Source organism: Limosilactobacillus walteri (genome assembly GCF_014830205.1).
Lineage (GTDB): Bacteria > Bacillota > Bacilli > Lactobacillales > Lactobacillaceae > Limosilactobacillus > Limosilactobacillus walteri.
The window spans coordinates 39,192-58,512 of sequence record NZ_QORN01000009.1; the positions used below are offsets into that span (position 1 = coordinate 39,192).

A 19,321-nucleotide genomic window follows, 5' to 3' on the forward strand; every position below is an offset into this window, starting at 1 on the left:
CTAACCCTCATCATGGTGTGGCGTGTCGTCATTGTGTTTGTCGTGACGTTCAACCACATCTTCAATCTTGTTTTCCAGGTTTTCAACTTCTTTAATTTCTTTCTTTTCTTGTGCCTGCTTATCTTCAAGCGTTGTCTTAGTAATTTTCGGTCTGAACATTTTAGTCAAGAACCAGTTATTACCAGGGTCCTTACTATGATGACGAACCGTATTTTCGATCATAAAACCAACGAATGAAGCCAGTAGGGTCGCAATAATCAATCCTAAGGTATTCTTAGTCAAAACAAGGAAGTATACACCGAGGATTGATGCCAGAATACAAATAACAAAACTTAAGTGGTTTTGAACCTGCATAACAATCATGTATAAGAATAAGGCTGTCAAAGCAAAATCAACAACTTCAAGATCAATTGAGATTGCTCCGCCAATTAATCCACCAACCATGTTAGAGATCGACCATGCAGCGAGCGAATAATACTCAACTAATAACGCATCATCGGGTGTCCACTTCTTATCAGTTGCAAACTTCATATAATTAATGGCATAATTTTCGTCATTCATTGAGGCTGAAAACATCAAAATAAAGCGAGCTGACTTTTGCTTAATATATTTTGATAAACTGGAGCCTAATAATGCATAACGTAATTCTAAGAAGAACAACGAAAGAAAAATCGTACTTAATGGTGAATTTACAGTTAATAAGGATGCCAAGATAAATTGGGCTCCACCAGAGAAGACCAATACTGACACCAGCAAGATCATGATAAAGTTAAAACCTGCCGCATGCAGCAAGATACCACAGGCCAATCCAATCGGAATATAACTAAGACACAACGGCATTGAGACACCAAGCACCTCAAGCCAGCGTGCCTTTTCTGGATTTATTTGTGCTTTAGCCACAGAATTTCCTCCAATAATTTGTATCTTTTTTCTAAATATTACGTGACACAATGCTTCTTTAGTCTACCACATAACAAATACGTTGAATATAACGGAGGAAGAAAAAAGTCCAAAATCACATGATTTTGGACTTTTTTCTCACTTTTGATTATTTTTTTCTTTATCTTGTTTTAATGGTAACGTCACAATAAATGCTGTTTCATCCTCATTTGACGTCACACGGACGCTACCATGGTGGAGGTCAATGATACTTTTGACAATCGCTAAACCTAATCCAGTTCCACCAGTCGCACGTGAACGGGAAGCTTCTGCACGGTAAAAACGTTCAAAAAGGTGCTCTAATGATTCCGCGGGGATTGGCGTTCCATCATTAGCGACCTTTACCACGACCATCTCTCGCTCTTGACGGGCATCAATTCGGATATAGCTTGCACCATTGCCATATTTAAACGCATTTGATACAAGGTTATTGAATACTCGGCCCAACTTTTCCGGATCAGCTTCAATCATTAATGGATTGGGAATGACAGATGACGTAATCTCAATCCCACGGTGTTGAGCCTCAAGTTCAAAGCTCGCCGTAAGCTGCTCTATTAATTGGTTAAGATCGATCTTCATGATATTAACTGGTGCACCATGCTGCTGAACCTTAGTGTATTCAAAGAGGTCATCAACTAATGTTTTCATTTGCTTAGCTTTCTCATAAGCGGTATGAGTATATTTGAGAATATCTTCTTCACTACGGTACTGTTTATCCTCGATTAACCCAAGGTAACCAATAATACTGGTCAGCGGCGTCCGTAAGTCATGGCTAACATTTGTAATCAACTCATCTTTAGACTTCTCAATCTTCCGTTCATCATCCATCGAACGAACTGCACTATCAACGAGCGCATTAACACTCGTGATAACATGCTGCTGGTTTCCCTTTAATCTAAACGGAATTCGATGGTCTAAGTGTCCTTGGGCAATATAGTGTAACTCAGCAATGATATGATTCATTTGATATAGGTGGTACCGGCGCCGCAAACGCCACCAAACAACCCAAATATCAATAATTACCAGAAATGCAATTAAGATCCGTTGGTAACTCCAAATTTGCGCTTGCAGGGGGCCAACGCGCAATGATTGCTTTATCATAAAAATCCCATTTGTTACCCCCGGGTTAGATTGAATAGCATCTTGAATAATTACAATCACTGCCATGTTCAGCAGCAAGAGCAAGATAACAGTCACTACCCCTTCTAATATTAGTGAACTCTTCTCACGCCCCGTTAACTTCACGATTTTTCCTCCACATCATCAAAAATACAAACTAATGGTCTTCAATCTTATAACCAACGCCCCAAACTGTTTGGATAACTTTCTCCCCATTAGTTGCTTCTTCGATCTTATCTCGTAAATGGCTTACGTGTACCATTACAGTTTTAGCAGAAACAACACTTTCTTGCTGCCATACCCGTTCAAAAATATCATCGGCAGAAAAAACGCGGTTAGGATGACTAGCAAGCAAGTATAAAATTCCAAATTCAAGAGCGGTTAACTGAATCACATCCCCCTTGATGGTCTTTACTTCATGAGAATCCTTATTAATCGTCAATGGACCAACATTTAATACGTCCGGTTGATCATTAGTAACTTCTCCTTGACTACGCCGTAATAATGACTTGACTCGTGCCATTACCTCTAATGGATTGAATGGTTTTGTAACATAGTCATCAGCACCGGTAATCAATCCTTGGATCTTATCCATATCACCAGTTTTAGCAGAAAGAACTAAAATTGGAATATCAGAATCTTTACGTACCCGCTTAATAACATCCATGCCATCAATTTCCGGCATCATTAGGTCGAGGATAACGAGGCCAATATCAGGATTGGTATTTAATTTTGTCAATGCTTCCTTACCATCATAAGCAGAAATTGGATCGTATCCTTCATTACGGATGTAGATCTCAAGTAATTGAACAATTTCTTTATCATCATCGACAACTAAAATTTTCATAAGTGGCTCTCCTTTTTCAGCATAATATCCTATTAAATATTATAACTAACTCTTGTCAAAAAGCGATAATTCTTATGTCGCCTTAACAAAAAGTTTACCCTCCACTATTTCCTGGGAAATAAAAAAGCCTAAGGAATATTTCCCTAAGCTTACTTTCGCTAATTACATTATTTGTAGTTAGGCGCATTCCGCGTAATTTGGACATCATGAGGGTGAGATTCACGAAGTCCTGCGTTAGTAATTTGGACAAATTGGGCTTTTTCAATCAAGGATGGGATATCGGCTGCACCGACATAACCCATTCCTGACCGTAACCCGCCATCGATTTGGAAGACGATATCGGAAACGTCACCCTTGTATTCTACGCGCGCTTCAATTCCTTCTGGCACGAGCTTATTAGCTTCGTTAACTCCGCCTTGGAAGTAACGGTCAGATGATCCATGAGCTTGGGCCATTGCACCGACCGAACCCATTCCCCGATAAGCTTTGTACTTCTTACCGTTGTCTTCAAATACTTCACCAGGTGCTTCCGTCGTCCCAGAAAGCATACTACCAAGCATAACTGCATTACCACCAGCTGCAAGTGCTTTTACAACGTCTCCCGAGTACTTGATCCCACCGTCAGCAATAATCGGCTTATTATATTCACGAGCAACACTCGCAGCGTCATAAATAGCAGTAATTTGAGGGACACCAACCCCTGCAACAACCCGGGTAGTACAAATTGAACCTGGACCGATCCCAACTTTAACTACATCAACACCAGCATCAAATAATGCCTTGGTTGCTTCACCAGTGGCAACATTACCAGCAATTAACGTTGCTTCGGGGAAGTGTTCACGAATCTCCGCAATTTTGCGAAGAACACCGGCAGAATGCCCGTGCGCAGTATCAATCACGATTGCATCTGCACCCGCTTTTAAGAGGGATTCGGCACGTTCAAAAGTATCACTGGTAACCCCTACCGCAGCAGCCACTAGTAACCGATTTTGATCATCAACAGCTGCTTTGGTTGCGCCAGCTGGTACAACTACACTCTTAACATTAGCAACTTCACCTGATTGTGCTTGGATTGACATATTCTTATGAACAACCCCTAAGCCACCTTGCAGTGCCATCGCAATTGCCATTGGTCCTTCTGTAACTGTATCCATCCCAGCACTGATAAGCGGAATATGTAGCTTGATATTTTTAGCTAGCTGCGTACTCAAGTCAACTTCATTTGGTAAAACGTGACTTTCAGCTGGAATAAGTAATACATCGTCGAAGGTTAAGCCCTTCTTGGCAAATTTTGTGTCCCAATTTGACATCTGTAGTGCAACTCCTTTGATTTTTAATTAGGTATACTCTACTAGGATTTTCTACCGAGGTCAATTGAAATATTAAATTTATTTAGAAAAATTGACTAAGCTATTAGCACTTTCTTGATCGATAACTAACGTATTAGCATATCCAGCGGTTAGAACACCATGAACGGCCGGTACTTTAGCAACATTAGCTGTAACTAAAATACTATGCTTTTTCTTTCTTAATTCAGGGAGGGCAATCCCAATCGTCCGCTGGTTGATATTTTCGTTAACAATTCGGCCTTTACTATCAATAAAACGGGAAAAAACATCCCCGACTGCTTCTCGTTGCAAGGTTTGCTGTTCTTGCTTCGTGAAATATCCCAACTTGAATAATAGTGCAGAATCACGAACTGTCCCTACAGTAAAGACGGCAATATTGGATTGTTCACCCAGTCTTAGGATGTGCTTGATATGCGTATCATTAGCCACTAATTCACGCGTTTGTGCATGGTCAAAAATTACTGGCAATGGCAAATATTGCGGAATCGTATTAAAGGCATTAGCGAAAGTATTTACCGTTTCAAAGGCATAGTTACGCGTATTCGTATTTGCCATGCTTCCTTTCATTTGCACGACCGTAATATCCGATACATCTTTAGGATTTAAGTGCAGACCCACTTGATAGACTGTTTTTCCCCAGCCTAAACCGATAATATCTTTATCCTTTACTACTTGTTCAATATATTGCGCTCCCGCTGCTCCTACTTCTTCCAACGGATCATCAGTTCCAGGCACAATAATAATCTTGCGTAATGATGGGTATTTAGCAAGTAGGTCAACTTCTAATTGATGCAATGGTGCAATTGGATTGTGAATTTTAATCGTCACCAAACCACGCTCCCGGCCAAACTGCAATAATCGGGACACGGTTGCCCGCGAAATATTCAGCTCGGTGGCAATATCACTTTGATTCCAGCCATCACGGTAATACAAGGTTGCTACTTTAAGCGCTAATTCAATCCGATCCTTATCATCCATTCTTTAGCCCCCTTTCTTAAACCATAAAAAGCAAAGAAGCTTATTATCTTTTCTTCGCTTCTTTGCTTTTCTTACGATCTTATATTATAAGGTGTATTTCACCATTAAGACAAGCAACTATTTATCAGCAATTGCTGTTTCCAAAGAAATGTTGATCATGTCATTAAATGTTCTTTCACGTTCTTCTGCGGTTGCCTTTTCATCACCAAAGATAAGGTCACTGACAGTCAAAACAGAAAGGGCGCGGAAGTGGAGCTTTGCCGCTAAGAGATAAAGTCCCGCAGATTCCATTTCAGTTCCTAAGATTCCATAATCACGGAGCTTGCTCATATCCAGTTCATCATTGTAGAACCGGTCAGCAGCAAAAATGTCACCAACTTTAGTATCAATTCCTAACTTGCCGGCAACGTGGTAAGCAGTGTCTAGTAACTTAAAGTCCGCCAATGGTGCATAGTGGAAACCTGGGCCAAATGTATTAACCGTTACGGCCGAGTCAGTTGAAGATCCTTGGGCAAGAAGGACATCACGAACATGAACATCAGGAGCAATTCCACCACAAGAACCAACACGGATAATTGTCTTTACCCCAAATTCACGAACTAATTCATTGATATAAATCGACATTGATGGAATACCCATTCCTGAACCTTGAACTGAGATTCGGTGACCCTTGTATTCACCAGTGTAACCGAAAGCATTCCGGACAGCGTTAACCTGCTTAACATTCTCTAAAAAGTTTTCAGCAATGTACTTTGCCCGCAATGGGTCTCCCGGAAGTAAGACAGTATCTGCGTAATCACCTTTTTTAGCATTAATATGTGTACTCATTGAAATATTCCTCCTCAATCTAATTATTCAACAATCTCATGAATTAGTGTTGGCACTTCACCATGGTCACTAATTTCAATACTTTCACGTAACAACTGCTCGACATCTGGAATATCTTGGCGATTACTATAAATGGTTAAAAGCGTTTCCCCGTCTTTAACTTCATCACCTAGCTTATGATGTAGTTCAATTCCAACACTATAATCGAGCTTATCATCAGCTTTTTGACGACCACCACCAAGTAACATGCTAGCCGTTCCAACTTCATCCGCTGATAACTTAGTTAATACCCCATCACGGTCAGCTTTAAATGGAATTTGATATTTTGCTTGCGGCATCAACTGGTAATCATCGACCACTGCTGGGTTTCCCCCTTGGGCCTCAATCATTGCTTTGAAACGATCAAGCGCCGACCCATCAGCAATTGTTTGTTCTAACATTTTGCGCGCTTCTGCTGGTGTCTGGGCTTTCTCTCCCATCACTACCATATAACTGCCAAGTGTTAGTACAAGCTCGGTCAAATCAACCGGCCCTTTGCCCTTTAAGACATCTAATGATTCTTCTATTTCGAGTGAATTACCAATCTTATTGCCGAGCGGCTGATTCATGTCAGAAATCACCGCCATGCACTTTAGCCCCGCTTGTTTGCCAATTTCAACTAACGCCTTTGCAAGTGCCCGAGATTGGTCAAGCGTTTTCATAAAGGCACCGGCCCCTGTTTTAACATCAATCACTAACGCATCTGTCCCAGAGGCAATCTTCTTACTCATAATCGAGCTAGCAATCAATGGAATGGAGTCAACCGTATCTGTCACATCCCGCAAACCGTAAATTTTTTTATCCGCAGGTGCAACTTCGCCAGTAGCTCCAACAATTGCCAGTTTTTCTTGAGCAACTTGATCAATAAATTCATCTTCAGAAAGTTCTACTCGAAAACCTGGAATTGCTTCAAGCTTATCAAGCGTTCCTCCCGTGTGGCCTAAACCACGACCAGAAATCATGGGGACTGGAATACCAGTTGCGGCAACCATTGCGGCGAGTGGCAGACTAACCTTATCACCAACACCACCAGTGGAATGTTTATCAACTTTAATTCCCGGAATCCGACTCAAATCTAGTCGTTCACCGGACTCCATCATCTTCATCGTTAAACTAGTTTGCTCTTCCTTGGTCATTTTTTGAAAATAAATTGCCATTAAGAGTGCGCTAATTTGGTAATCGGGAATTGTCCCGTTTACTACCCCATCAACGAAGAATTGTAATTGCTCATCACTCAACGTTCCACCATTCCGTTTAGTATCGATGATGTCAACCATTCGCATCACATTTCGCCCCTTTCATCAAAACAATCTTAGTCGTTGCTAATTTCCTTGTAGAAACTGGTACCCTTGACCGGTTTAACATTGAAGTTTTCCAAAATAGTTGCTCCAAGGTCAGAGAAGGTCTTCCGTAAGCCAAGTGATTGGTTTGGCTTGTTCATCGATGGTGAGTAAACCAACAATGGAACGTTTTCACGAGTGTGGTCAGTTCCCTTAAAGCCAGGATCGTTACCATGGTCAGCAGTTACCATCAATAAGTCATCAGGCTTCATTTGATCAAGAACATTTCCGAGACGCTTATCAAAGTCCATCAATGCTTGACCAAAGCCCTTTGGATTACGACGGTGACCATACATTGCATCAAAGTCAACTAAGTTAGTAAAGCAAAAACCAGTAAAGTCTTGCTTCATTACTTCATCAACGTGGTCCATCCCATCCATGTTACTTTCGTTATGGTAGCCTTTGTCAATTCCTTCGCCAGAGAAGATATCATTAATCTTGCCGACGCCGATTACTTCATAACCCGCTTCACGTAGCCGGTCCATGTCAGTTTTACCAATTGGCTTCAAGCTAAAGTCATGCCGGTTAGCCGTCCGCGTAAAGTGGTCTTTATCTGGTCCAACATATGGCCGCGCAATAATTCGCCCAACAGTATATTCCGGACCATTAACCAGTGTCCGAGCGTATTCACAGATCTTATAAAGTTCTTCAACAGGAATAACATCTTCATGAGCGGCAATTTGCATTACAGAATCGCCTGAAGTATAAAGGATTAATTCACCAGTTTCCATTTGACGTTCACCATAATCATGGATTACTTCTGTTCCTGAATATGGTTTATTAACGATTACTTTACGGCCAGAGAACTTTTCAAGCTTATCAACAATTTCTTGTGGGAAGCCATTAGGGAAAGTTGATAAAGGCTTCATTACCGGCAAGCCCATCATTTCCCAGTGGCCATCCATACTATCTTTCCCCGCAGAAATTTCTTCCATCTTACCGTAATCACCAATGGCTGGGTCGGCAACTGGCACACCTTCAATTGGCTTATCACGTAAATTGCTAATTCCTAATTTACCAAGGTTTGGCAACTTTAAGGCGCCTTTATAATATTCGCCAACATGACCAAGTGTATCTGAACCAACATCATCAAACTTTGCGGCGTCATGAGCGGCACCCGTACCAACTGAGTCCATTACAATAACAAAAACACGTTTATATGACATATTTGACTCCTCCTATTTCTAAATTAAGATTAGCAATTAACCTTTTTGCTTATTGTTGTGCAGCTTCTTCTAAGATTTGAACGGAGGCTGATACCCCTAAACGGTTTGCCCCTGCTTCAATCATATCGTAAGCTTCTTGTAAGCTGTGAATTCCACCAGCAGCCTTAATCTTGAAATCAGGGCCAACTGCTTCACGCATAATCTTAACGTCTTCTACCTTAGCACCTGAAGTTGAAAAACCGGTGGAAGTCTTAACAAAGTCAGCACCGCCTTTTACGGTTAGCTTGCTTGCACGTGTCTTTTCTTCATCAGTAAGAAGAGCATTTTCAATAATTACCTTAAGTACCTTCCCTTTTTCGTGGGTTGCATCTGCAACGGCCTTAATATCAGCAACAACGGCATCATCATTGCCACCCTTTAATTCACCGATGTTGATAACCATATCAACTTCGTCAGCACCATCTTCAATTGCTTGCTTAGTTTCAAAGACCTTGCTTTCGGTAGAAGTAGCACCGAGAGGGAAGCCGATAACAGTACAAGTATTGATGTCAGTTCCAGCTAGTCCTTCGTGAACCCGCTTAACCCAGTATGGATTGATACATACTGAAGCAGTGTTATACTTGCGTGCTTCTGCAACAGTCTTATCAATCATTTCTGCGGTTGCTTCTGGCTTAAGCATGGTGTGGTCCATGTATTTTGCTAATTGTGCTTGTGTTAATTTCATAATTTAATAATCTCCTCTCAAGATCTGAATACGCTTTCATAAGTTTACATTTATATCTTATCAATCATCTGCACATTTGTCCACATATTTCGAGAAATTTATTTCAAAGTTTACGAAAAATAAAAAAGCTTGTAACAAAATCATTATTTTGCACAAACTCTTTTAGTTTATCTATTATTTTCTTGGTGCCCGATTGCCATAAAGCGATCCCGTAACATGAAACTTCGAACGGAAGTACATATCACCAATAAAGGTAACTACCCCGATAATGATGTAAACCCATGGATTTAGCCGTGGATTAATAGCGTTTGGCAACATGCTTACGAGCATATAGATAATTAGCCATGCCGCTAATCCAGCTACGATTAGCAAAATCCGTTGCCAAAGCGGCTTTTTACTTACGCGTTGACCCTTTTCATTAATTTGTGGCTGAACCTGGGTTGCAACATACCCAAAAATAAGGCCCCCCGTAATGGCAACAATTAAAATTGCTGTAATACCACTACTACCAGCATTCTTAGTTTGCATTGCTGCTGGCGATAACCAGAACATTAATCCAAACATAAACGTAAAGATACTTAAGAAAATTAGCATATTATCAATTGCCAATAGTTTTATTGACTGCTTACTGGCTTGAGCAGGCGTTGGCTTAGGATTTTTTAATTCTTTTGCGTATTCGGTCGGGGTTCCTAATAACGTCCGCGCGGTTTGATTTTTCTTTTGTCCAGCTAACAATTTACTAATTGTTTCTTGCAGCATTTCTGCTTTTTTATCAGAGGGAACGTCAAGCCGATCTAATTGCTTATTTAGCTGGTACATGAAATCTTCATTTTTACGTGTCAAATTATAATTGCTAAAAGCATTTCCGCTAGCTTGACGGCGTTCTTTTTCTAGTTGCCTCTGCCGCTGTCCAGCTTGGGCGTTACGTGGTTGTTCTTCACTCACTTTAAAACTTCTCTCCCATCATTAGAGTTTTAGACGTTGAACCGGAATTCAACAATGTCACCATCTTGCATTACATAATCTTTACCTTCAAGACGGAGCTTTCCTGCTTCCTTAACTGCTGATTCTGAACCAAGCTTGTCAAGATCTTCAAAACTCATTACTTCGGCACGGATAAAGCCACGTTCAAAGTCAGAGTGAATAATCCCCGCAGCTTGAGGAGCCTTGGTCCCCTTTTTGTAAGTCCATGCCCGTGTTTCTGGACCGCCAGCGGTAAAGAAGGTTTCTAAGCCAAGAAGCTTATATGCTGCCCGAATCAACCGATTCAAACCAGGCTCTGTTACCCCTTCCATTTCAAGGAAGTCGGCTTTATCGGCTTCATCCATCTCGGCAATCTGTTCTTCGGCAGCAGCGGCAACCCCAATTACTTCACCATCGTCTTTAACATGCTCCCTAATGGCATCCATGTACTTGTTGCTTTCAGGATCAGCCATGTCTTCTTCGGCAATGTTTGCAACATAGAGGACGGGCTTGCTTGTTAGTAAGAAGAGACCCTTAACAATCTTTTGTTCATCATCTTTAAAATCAATTGAGCGAACACTCTTACCATCTTCAAGAACGGGCTTGATCTTATTAAGGACTTCTAGTTCTGCTAAAGCATCCTTATCTTGACCCTTAGCTGCTCGCTGAACCTTAGCTAAACGCTTATTAACAGCATCTAAGTCGGCCATAACTAATTCCAAATTAATTGTATCGATATCTTCAATTGGGTCAACCTTACCCGAGACACTAGTGATGTCGCTATCATCAAACGCCCGCACAACGTGAACGATCGCATCTGTTTGACGAATATTTTCTAAGAACTTGTTACCGAGACCTTCACCCTTACTTGCCCCTTTAACAATTCCGGCAATGTCGGTAAATTCAAAGGTTGTTGGGACAATCTTTTTTGCGGGGATCAATTCTTGAATTCGATCAAGACGACTATCAGGCACTTCAACCATTCCCACGTTGGGATCGATTGTCGCAAATGGGTAGTTGGCCATTTCAGCCCCGGCTTTAGTAATGGCGTTAAAAAGTGTTGATTTACCAACATTTGGTAACCCAACGATTCCTGCAGTTAATGACATATATTGTTCACTTTCCTTTTCAATTAATCAATTATTATTTTAAGCTACAATTGTGTATTTGTGACTAGTAATCATCAAAAACATTAATCTTGTTGATCAGCCTTCTCAAGGACTTTTTTCAAGCCCTTATCGAACTTTTGGCGGGTCATCATGACAATATGACCGCATCCTTGACATTCAATTTTAATGTCTGCACCAACCCGCGTGATCAACCAACGATTCGTTCCACAAGGATGTGCTTTTTTCATCATTACAATGTCGCCTTTATCATAAGTTGCCATGAGTAATTCCTCCTTAATCAAGGGTAATATTTAATAGTTCTAAGATTCGCGTAAAGTCTTCATTTGAGCTGTACGGGATTTCAATCTTACCAGTTCCCTTTTTGCGGCTTTGTGCAACCGACACTTTGGTTCCAAATTTACTTTGCAGTTGCGATTCGGCTGCCCGAATATACACCGGTTTTCGTTGACTGCGCCGTTGTTCTTTTTTCTTAGCAGTACCGTTTAACTGTGCCACAACTTCTTCTAATTGCCGAACAGTCAGATTTTTGTCCACCGCTCGTTGCGCCAGCGGAACAAGCTTTGTCTTATCCTTTAGTCCAAGAATCGTCCGTGCTTGCCCCATTGATAGTTTGCCATTATTTAAGAACTCTTTGATCACCGTTGGTAGTCCTAATAACCGTAAATAATTAGCAATATATGGGCGACTCTTACCCAATCGTACGGCAACTTGTGCCTGAGTAAGAGATAATTTGTCCATTAACATTTGATATGCCTGCGCTTCTTCTAATGGAGTCAAGTCTTCCCGTTGCAGATTTTCCAAAACAGCAACTTCCATCATCTGCTCATCGGTCATATTGCGAATAATCGCAGGGATTGTTTTTTGCTTAGCGAGTTTGGAAGCTCGAAAACGCCGTTCACCAGCTATCAATTCGTAACGGTTAATTGCCGGGTCTGATTGGCGAAGAATGATTGGTTGAAAGACCCCCGATTTTTCAATCGATGCTGCCAATTCGGCTAATGATTTTTGATCAAACGTCCGCCGTGGCTGATATGGGTTAGGGTGGATCAATGATAACTTAATATCTTGAATTGTCTCATCCGCTGCTGGCTCTGTTACCGTATTCTCTGCAAAGAGCGCCTCGATTCCGCGTCCTAATCCACTCTTTTTATGCTTTGCCATGGTTGGCCAACACTTCCTTTGCTAATTGTTGGTAAACGTGTGCACCTGTTGAATTTTTATCATAATCAATAATTGCTAAGCCGTGACTTGGTGCCTCTGATAAACGAACATTACGCGGAATAATTGTATTGTAAACTTGGTCGCCAAAGAATTTTTTCACTTCCGCATTTACCTGTTGTCCCAAGTTAGTCCGCTTATCAAACATCGTCAGCAGAACACCCTCAATTCTTAGTTGCGGGTTAAAGTGCTTTCTAACAAGTTTAATTGTATTTAGCAACTGGCTTAATCCTTCAAGAGCATAATACTCGCTTTGGACAGGAATAAGGATCGAGTCACATGCTGTAAAGGCATTGATAGTCAGTAGGCCGAGCGAAGGCGGACAGTCAATGAGGATAAAGTCATACTCAGCGCGAATCTCCCCAAATGAGTCCTTAAGCCTTGTTTCCCGTGCCATCAGGTTAGTTAATTCTACTTCTGCTCCTGATAAAGCAATCGTTGTCGGCGCAATGTCAACTCCTGGGTGACTGGTTGTTTGAATAACATCTTTTAGCGGCACATCATTAATCAGCGCATCATAAACGCTTTGCTCGATACTTTGTTTTTCAACTCCCAAGCCGCTAGTTGCGTTTCCTTGAGGATCTAAGTCGATTAGCAAGACTCGTTGCCCAAGGTCAGCTAGACACGCACCTAAGTTGACACTCGTCGTTGTTTTACCAACGCCGCCTTTTTGGTTTGCTAGTGCAATTACAGAACCCATCTTTTGGCCTCCCTACTGCTTTTTCGGAATTTCAATCGTCAATTGGTAAGTATCACCATTATCTTCTTCATGTGTCTTAATTTCAAAGCCGTTAGTGGTTGCCATCTTAATTGATTTCTTAATCGTATTAAGGGCAATCCGCGCATCATTAGCTTGTTTAGTTTTGGTACTTTTCGTTTTTTTATTTGTCTTTCGTTTAGTAACTTTTTTCTTTATTACCGGCGCTTCTTCAACGGCTTCTTCACGTTCTTCTTCCGAGTGCACTTCAAGTGAAGCAAGTTCCTTCCGTTTTGCTGCTGCTTTTAATTCTGCAATTTCTGAAGGGAGAGGACGGCCTAATAACCGGGCTACTTCATCTTCTGTCTGCCGAACAGTCAAGCGCTCATTAACAATCCGCATTAACATATCACGTTGTTGTTTTTCATTAAGGTCTAATAGCGCCCGGCCATGACGTTCCGAAATCCGATGGTCAAGAATTGCTGTTTGAACAGGGGTAATCAACCGTAATAACCGCAACTTGTTAGCAACAAATGATTGACTTTTTCCCATCCCCTTTGCGAGTTGAGATTGCGTTAAGTGATTAAGGTCCATCAATTGCCGATATGCCTGTGCTTCTTCAACCGAACTTAATTGGGATCGTTGCAAATTTTCAATTAAGGCTAAAGATGCAGTCTCCTGATCACTCATCTTCTCAATAATGGCTGGCGCTTTTTCCCACTTCAAGAGCTTCATTGCCCGATAACGTCGCTCCCCAGCGATAATTTCATACTTTGCTGGTTCATATTCACGAAGCACAATCGGTTGTAGCAAACCATGCTCGTCAATTGTTTGGGCTAACTCACGAATGCCATCTTGGTCAAAAACTTTTCGTGGCTGGTAACGATTAGGGATAATTTGGTCCAGTTTTACTTCAACGACCTTATTTTTTGTACTATCAGAATTATTTTTTCCAATACCAAATAATGAAAAAGCCATAATCTTAACTCCTTATTTTATTGAATTGGTTTCTTACTTGGTAAACCAGGACGACGCGGATATTTGTTAGGTGTCGATTGGACTTTATCAATCACAATTATATTACGTTCATCATCTGTCCCTGGCAAGGTCAAAGTTACCGTCTTTTGGACTTTACCACCAAGTTTTTTGATTGCTGTCCCACCTTGTTGTAATTCTTCAGGAGCAGCACTAGCCTTATAAGCGATGAATTCACCACCAACCTTAACCGCGGGCAAACATAATTCGCTAAGGACTGCTAACCTTGCCACCGCTCGGGCAGTAACAATATCAAATTTTTCGCGGTAAGGACTTTGCTTGGCACTAAAGGTCTCAGCACGATCATGGATGAGCGTCACATTCTCCAGACCAAGCTTAGCAACTAAATCATTCAAAAAAGCAATCCGTTTATTTAACGAATCCACAATAGTTACTTTCAACTGTGGAAAAGCAATTTTAAGCGGTAACGATGGGAAACCAGCGCCAGCACCAATATCGCATAAGGTCAGCGTTTCATTTTGTAACCGTGGTTCTGCAAAAACGCCTGTAATTGAATCATAGAAGTGTTTTAAATACACCTCTTTTTTCTCAGTAATTCGTGTAAGGTTTACATGCTCGTTAGTCTGGACTAATAAGTGATAGTAGTCAGCAAATTGTTCCATTTGCGTTACTGATAATGCAATGCCGTGGTCGGCCAATGCTTGTTGGAATTGTTCCGGATTCATTTATTAAGTCTCCTTTCGTGAAACATTTATTGTTTCACGTTCTATATTACTGTACCGTAAATTCCCGCTTGTTGCAACCTCGTAACTCCCTTTCGCGCTCGATTTTTGAATAAGAACCGGGTTGGTTTAGTATTACTCTTCTTTTCTAAATATTTTTCTTGACTAATCGTAGGAAAGGGGCTCTGACATAAGTCTCCTATATAGTTGAAAATGCTACAGCGCAGTACACAAAGGGACTCTAGCGTTCGGAAAATCCGAACACTAGAGTCCTCTTTGTGCTTGCGGGGGTTCCCTAAAGGCTAGCTTCGCGTCGAAAAACGAACTAGCAAGCTAGTTCTGTCTCACTCCCCCTACTCTATTTTTTATAGTTTAATGCTTCAAGAAGTCTGGATCCATAAAGGCAGGATGAGGATAAGTATAGAACCCTTGACCGGATTCTTTTCCTTCATGCCCTTCCTTTATCATTTCTTGCATCTTTTCTGCAATTGCCTTATGACTTTCATCTTTTGTTTGAGCATATGCGTTTAACTCAATTTGAGCTGCTGTCCGTAAACCAACCATATCCAAGATTCCAAACGGTCCCATTGGTGCACCAGTTGAAATCATCCAATCTTTATCAATCGTTTCTGGTTCTGCAACACCTTTAGCCCATAACCCTAAACCAGCTGCTAATAACGGTATTAAGAGTGAGTTAAGAATATACCCATGCTGTTCTTTATGCAAAACAATTGGAACCATCTTAATTTCACGAGCAAATTTAGTTGCTGCTTCAATTACTGCTGGCTCTGTTTTAGCAGAACCCATAATTTCAACAACGTTAAACCGCCAAATATGATTTGCAAAGTGCATATTTAAGAATTTCGTTGGCCGGTCAGTATGCGGAGCCAATTGACTAGGAATAAAGGTTGATGAATTACTTGCAAATACTGTTTTTTCTGGTGCCAGTTTAGACACTTCTTGGTAAAAACTATCTTTTAATTCTAATGATTCTGGTAAAGCCTCAATCATCAAATCTGCATCTTTAACCGCCGTTTCAATATCGTCAGTAATCACCTTAATATTATCGAGACCTTTTTGGAATTCTTCATCAGTTAAATGTAAGTCCCGTTGGTAATCAGCCTTTAAAGCCTTGATACGCCGTTCTGCTGTATCAATATGATGATTATAAACGGTTACTGGAAATCCTGATAAAGCTGTTTGATAAGCAATTTGGCTACCTAAAACACCTGCACCAGCAATCATAATATTTTTAAATTCCATTTTGCCATCTCCTTAATAATGTCTCTAACAACATCATATCAAAAAGCGCTTTCAACAAAAACTTAAATGCTTGTGTAATCGGCAACAAGACATTTCGTTTGGTATAAAAAAGGACCGAGGTTTACTCGGCCTTTTTGCATTTTATTTAATCTTTGCAACTTCTTCTAAGAACCACTTATTGAAGTAATCAGCATCAATGTCTAAGCAAACCTTAGCATTAGTCTTGCCATCATGATAAGCAGCCCGCACATCTCCAACAGTAGCCCCAATTGCTGGACCATCTGTTTGAACATCTACCCACATATCCTTTGTAGTAAATGCTTCTGGGTGCAGAAGGTAGAAGATCGTGTTAACATCATGCATTGGACGTCCTTCATCGCTACCATCATTATAGTGGGTAATTAGGCCATGCAGCATTTCTCCTGCTTTGTTTAATTTGCCTAATTTTTCAATTGTGTCAGCGGTGAGAAGAGCTTTCAAGGTAACATCTAAACCAACAGTCACAATTGGAACGCCCGCATTATACATAATCTTAGCAGCATCCGGGTCGGTAAAGACATTAAATTCAGCTGCACTGGTCATGTTACCGCCAGAGAATGAACCACCCATGGCAACAATTTGCTTAATATGACTTTTAACTTCTGGATATTCACTAAATAATAAAGCAATGTTAGTGTATGAACCAGTTGGCACTAATACGACCTCATCTTCAGCCATAATAGCATCATGAAGTGCTTCAACTGCTGTCTTTTTAATTGGTTCACCATAGTCATTTCCAAAGTCATAGCCAGGCATTCCTGATTCACCATGAATCCGCGCTGCATCTTCAAATGGCTTGATTAATGGCTGTTCAGCCCCTGCCGCAACCGGAATATCTTTTCCGAAGAAATGCACAATCTTCAACGCATTGGCAGTTGTCTTATCAACAGTAACGTTACCAGCAACAGTCGTAACTAACTTCAAATCAAGTGCAGGGTTATTGATTGCCATTGTTAAGGCAGCTGCGTCATCAATACCTGGATCTGTATCCATAATAATTTTTGTAGTCATAATTAATCGTCTCCTTTTGTTTTGCAAGCGTTTACGAACTTAGTGTAAAAAAAAGCAGCTTTGACAGCTGCTTTTCAATTTTACCAAACAAAGAGGCCAACAAATGCTGCTGATAATAGTGAAACTAAAATACCAGAAAGCATTAAGTAACCAATGTTTGCAGCGATGTAGTCGTTCTTTTCTTTATCAACTAATCCCTTGAAGGCACCGATAATCATACCTAAAGTACCAAAGTTAGCAAAGGAAGTAACAAAGACAGTCAAGACAGCCCGCAAGTGTGGTGCGTAGTTGTTAATTTCACCGGTAACTTTACCCATAACAACGAATTCGTTAGTAACTAACTTCATACCCATATCTTGTGAAAGCATCCATGCTTGATGAACAGGTAATCCGAGTAGCCATGAGAATGGGAACATAACAACCCCGAGGATACTTTCAAGCGATAATTGCTTCCAGAATAATGCTAAGATAGCATCGATTAAAGCAGCTAAAGCAACGAAAGCAACAACGTTAGCAATGATGATAAGGATCAACTTACCAGCACCTAAGATTGAGTCACCTAAGAAACTAAAGAATGGTTCCCGCTTATCAGAATCAACTTCAGCACCAACTTTTTCGATAGTATCATCTTCAGCTGGTACAGTAACAGGATTCAACATACTTGCAGCGATTAAAGAATTAATAATGTTAATTGGAACAGCAGTCAGAATATATTGTCCTGGCATCATTTCAATATATGCACCAAGAATGGAAGCAGTAACACAAGACATTGACATCATGGCAATCGTCAAGTTACGTTCCTTGTTCATTGCCCGCATCTGCATACCAGAAACAGCCAAAACTTCAGTGTTACCTAAGAACATCATTTCTACAGCAAAGAATGATTCAAACTTAGGTTCACCGGTGATGAATGAAAGTCCCCGTCCGATCCACTTAATAATCCATGGTAATACACCAATGTAGTTTAATATATCGAACAATGGAACAATCATAAGAATTGGCATCAATGCTGAACAAATGAAGTTAAGGTTTTTGGTGTTGTACCAACCACCCAAAGCAAAGACAGTACCTTTTGCAGATACATTAACAATCCAAGCAAATCCATCGGCAGCCGCTTTAACCCCTGCACGACCTGCTGGTGAACTTACTAAGAACCATGCTAGTAACAAGTTCAAAATTACCATGATTCCTACAGTTTTCCAGTTGATTGCCTTTCGATCCTTGGAAAAAAGCCATCCAATCCCAAGAAAGACAACCAGCCCAATAATGTTAACAATAAGATACATAGACATGGCTGTGTACCCTCCTTAAATAGAATATTCGTTAACGGCCGTTCCAAATTAAGATATTATAATTGCATTTGTGGCGAGTTAACCTCTTAAGAATATCTTTAAATTTCTTTTCTGTAAAGCGCTGTTTTATAGACATTTTGTGAATTTTTATTATTTTAAGTTGAATTATCTTGCAAAGTCAGCTGTTATAATCACTTTTATTCCGACAAAAAATTTCACAAAGTTTTTTGTCAACATATGAAAACGCTATCATATATTCATGAAAAGAAAAGAAGAACCGATCCTGGCAAAATGTATCTGCCACGCGGTTCTTCTTCGCCCCTGCCAAGGATTTCTATTATACCTATTACAGGTTAATTGAGCAATTGTTCTTCTAATTTCTGCAACATTTCCCACTTCACAAAATCAATATTTCCTGGGAAATATCATTTAATCTCGGTTTAAACTAGCGGAGGCCCAAAATGCCTATCGGAACAACATTCTGGGTCTCCAAGCATCCGTATGGAGGTGGGAAGAAAGGCCTACTAGTTCTAGTTTGTTATGGTAACTTATCTATCTGCTTAATACGAGGAACTTAAGCTTATCATTATAGGTTTGTTGTAGATATGGCCACTAATTACTTTTAGCTCAATATACTTTTTTTACAGAGAAACTAAACGTT

General features: G+C 40.5%; 19 protein-coding genes. All 19 read right to left on the minus strand.

The window, feature by feature from the left end:
• The 19 genes from DTK66_RS03055 to DTK66_RS03145 all read right to left on the minus strand — a co-directional run bounded on the left by DTK66_RS03055 (window position 1) and on the right by DTK66_RS03145 (window position 18,660).
• Window positions 1-900 carry an AzlC family ABC transporter permease gene (locus DTK66_RS03055; protein ID WP_191667742.1) on the minus strand — a complete coding sequence of 300 codons (900 nt, stop codon included), beginning with the start codon at window positions 898-900 and terminating at the stop codon, window positions 1-3.
• Between the two features lie 138 nt (window positions 901-1,038).
• A complete protein-coding gene (locus DTK66_RS03060) occupies window positions 1,039-2,184 on the minus strand; it encodes a sensor histidine kinase (RefSeq protein ID WP_191667743.1) in 1,146 nt (381 codons plus the stop codon).
• 31 nt (window positions 2,185-2,215) lie between these two features.
• Complete coding sequence (gene croR / locus DTK66_RS03065; RefSeq protein ID WP_153930337.1) at window positions 2,216-2,905, minus strand: response regulator transcription factor CroR; 690 nt, start codon at window positions 2,903-2,905, stop codon at window positions 2,216-2,218.
• 167 nt (window positions 2,906-3,072) lie between these two features.
• The gene (gene guaB, locus DTK66_RS03070) at window positions 3,073-4,215 is read right to left on the minus strand and encodes an IMP dehydrogenase (RefSeq protein WP_153930999.1); all 1,143 of its coding nucleotides are present in this window, start codon (window positions 4,213-4,215) and stop codon (window positions 3,073-3,075) included.
• 78 nt (window positions 4,216-4,293) lie between these two features.
• Window positions 4,294-5,232, minus strand: a complete 939-nt coding sequence (deoR, locus tag DTK66_RS03075; protein WP_191667744.1) for a DNA-binding transcriptional repressor DeoR — start codon at window positions 5,230-5,232, stop codon at window positions 4,294-4,296.
• Between the two features lie 117 nt (window positions 5,233-5,349).
• A complete protein-coding gene (gene deoD / locus DTK66_RS03080) occupies window positions 5,350-6,060 on the minus strand; it encodes a purine-nucleoside phosphorylase (protein WP_153931001.1) in 711 nt (236 codons plus the stop codon).
• A 23-nt stretch (window positions 6,061-6,083) separates the two neighbouring features.
• Complete coding sequence (locus DTK66_RS03085; RefSeq protein ID WP_153931002.1) at window positions 6,084-7,382, minus strand: pyrimidine-nucleoside phosphorylase; 1,299 nt, start codon at window positions 7,380-7,382, stop codon at window positions 6,084-6,086.
• A 29-nt stretch (window positions 7,383-7,411) separates the two neighbouring features.
• Window positions 7,412-8,605 carry a phosphopentomutase gene (locus tag DTK66_RS03090; RefSeq protein ID WP_191667745.1) on the minus strand — a complete coding sequence of 398 codons (1,194 nt, stop codon included), beginning with the start codon at window positions 8,603-8,605 and terminating at the stop codon, window positions 7,412-7,414.
• A gap of 49 nt (window positions 8,606-8,654) precedes the next feature.
• On the minus strand, window positions 8,655-9,329 hold the full coding sequence (gene deoC, locus DTK66_RS03095; protein WP_191667746.1) for a deoxyribose-phosphate aldolase: 675 nt from the start codon (window positions 9,327-9,329) through the stop codon (window positions 8,655-8,657).
• Between the two features lie 174 nt (window positions 9,330-9,503).
• Window positions 9,504-10,274, minus strand: coding sequence for a DUF1129 domain-containing protein (locus tag DTK66_RS03100; RefSeq protein ID WP_191667747.1), 771 nt, complete (start codon window positions 10,272-10,274; stop codon window positions 9,504-9,506).
• Window positions 10,275-10,303: 29 nt separating this feature from the next.
• On the minus strand, window positions 10,304-11,401 hold the full coding sequence (ychF, locus tag DTK66_RS03105) for a redox-regulated ATPase YchF (protein WP_191667748.1): 1,098 nt from the start codon (window positions 11,399-11,401) through the stop codon (window positions 10,304-10,306).
• Between the two features lie 83 nt (window positions 11,402-11,484).
• Complete coding sequence (locus DTK66_RS03110) at window positions 11,485-11,682, minus strand: DUF951 domain-containing protein (protein WP_153931006.1); 198 nt, start codon at window positions 11,680-11,682, stop codon at window positions 11,485-11,487.
• 13 nt (window positions 11,683-11,695) lie between these two features.
• Window positions 11,696-12,583 (minus strand): ParB/RepB/Spo0J family partition protein, encoded by an 888-nt coding sequence (locus DTK66_RS03115; protein ID WP_191667749.1) that lies wholly within the window; start codon window positions 12,581-12,583, stop codon window positions 11,696-11,698.
• The gene (locus DTK66_RS03120; protein WP_153931008.1) at window positions 12,570-13,340 is read right to left on the minus strand and encodes a ParA family protein; all 771 of its coding nucleotides are present in this window, start codon (window positions 13,338-13,340) and stop codon (window positions 12,570-12,572) included. The genes DTK66_RS03115 and DTK66_RS03120 overlap by 14 nt, the downstream gene beginning before the upstream one ends.
• Before the next feature lie 12 nt (window positions 13,341-13,352).
• On the minus strand, window positions 13,353-14,315 hold the full coding sequence (locus DTK66_RS03125) for a nucleoid occlusion protein (protein WP_153931009.1): 963 nt from the start codon (window positions 14,313-14,315) through the stop codon (window positions 13,353-13,355).
• A gap of 17 nt (window positions 14,316-14,332) precedes the next feature.
• Window positions 14,333-15,058, minus strand: a complete 726-nt coding sequence (gene rsmG, locus DTK66_RS03130) for a 16S rRNA (guanine(527)-N(7))-methyltransferase RsmG (RefSeq protein ID WP_191667750.1) — start codon at window positions 15,056-15,058, stop codon at window positions 14,333-14,335.
• Window positions 15,059-15,427: 369 nt separating this feature from the next.
• The gene (locus DTK66_RS03135) at window positions 15,428-16,318 is read right to left on the minus strand and encodes a 3-hydroxyacyl-CoA dehydrogenase (protein ID WP_191667751.1); all 891 of its coding nucleotides are present in this window, start codon (window positions 16,316-16,318) and stop codon (window positions 15,428-15,430) included.
• A 141-nt stretch (window positions 16,319-16,459) separates the two neighbouring features.
• The gene (gene rihC / locus DTK66_RS03140) at window positions 16,460-17,368 is read right to left on the minus strand and encodes a ribonucleoside hydrolase RihC (protein ID WP_191667752.1); all 909 of its coding nucleotides are present in this window, start codon (window positions 17,366-17,368) and stop codon (window positions 16,460-16,462) included.
• Between the two features lie 80 nt (window positions 17,369-17,448).
• The gene (locus tag DTK66_RS03145; RefSeq protein WP_172971299.1) at window positions 17,449-18,660 is read right to left on the minus strand and encodes a NupC/NupG family nucleoside CNT transporter; all 1,212 of its coding nucleotides are present in this window, start codon (window positions 18,658-18,660) and stop codon (window positions 17,449-17,451) included.
• Window positions 18,661-19,321 lie beyond the last annotated feature (661 nt).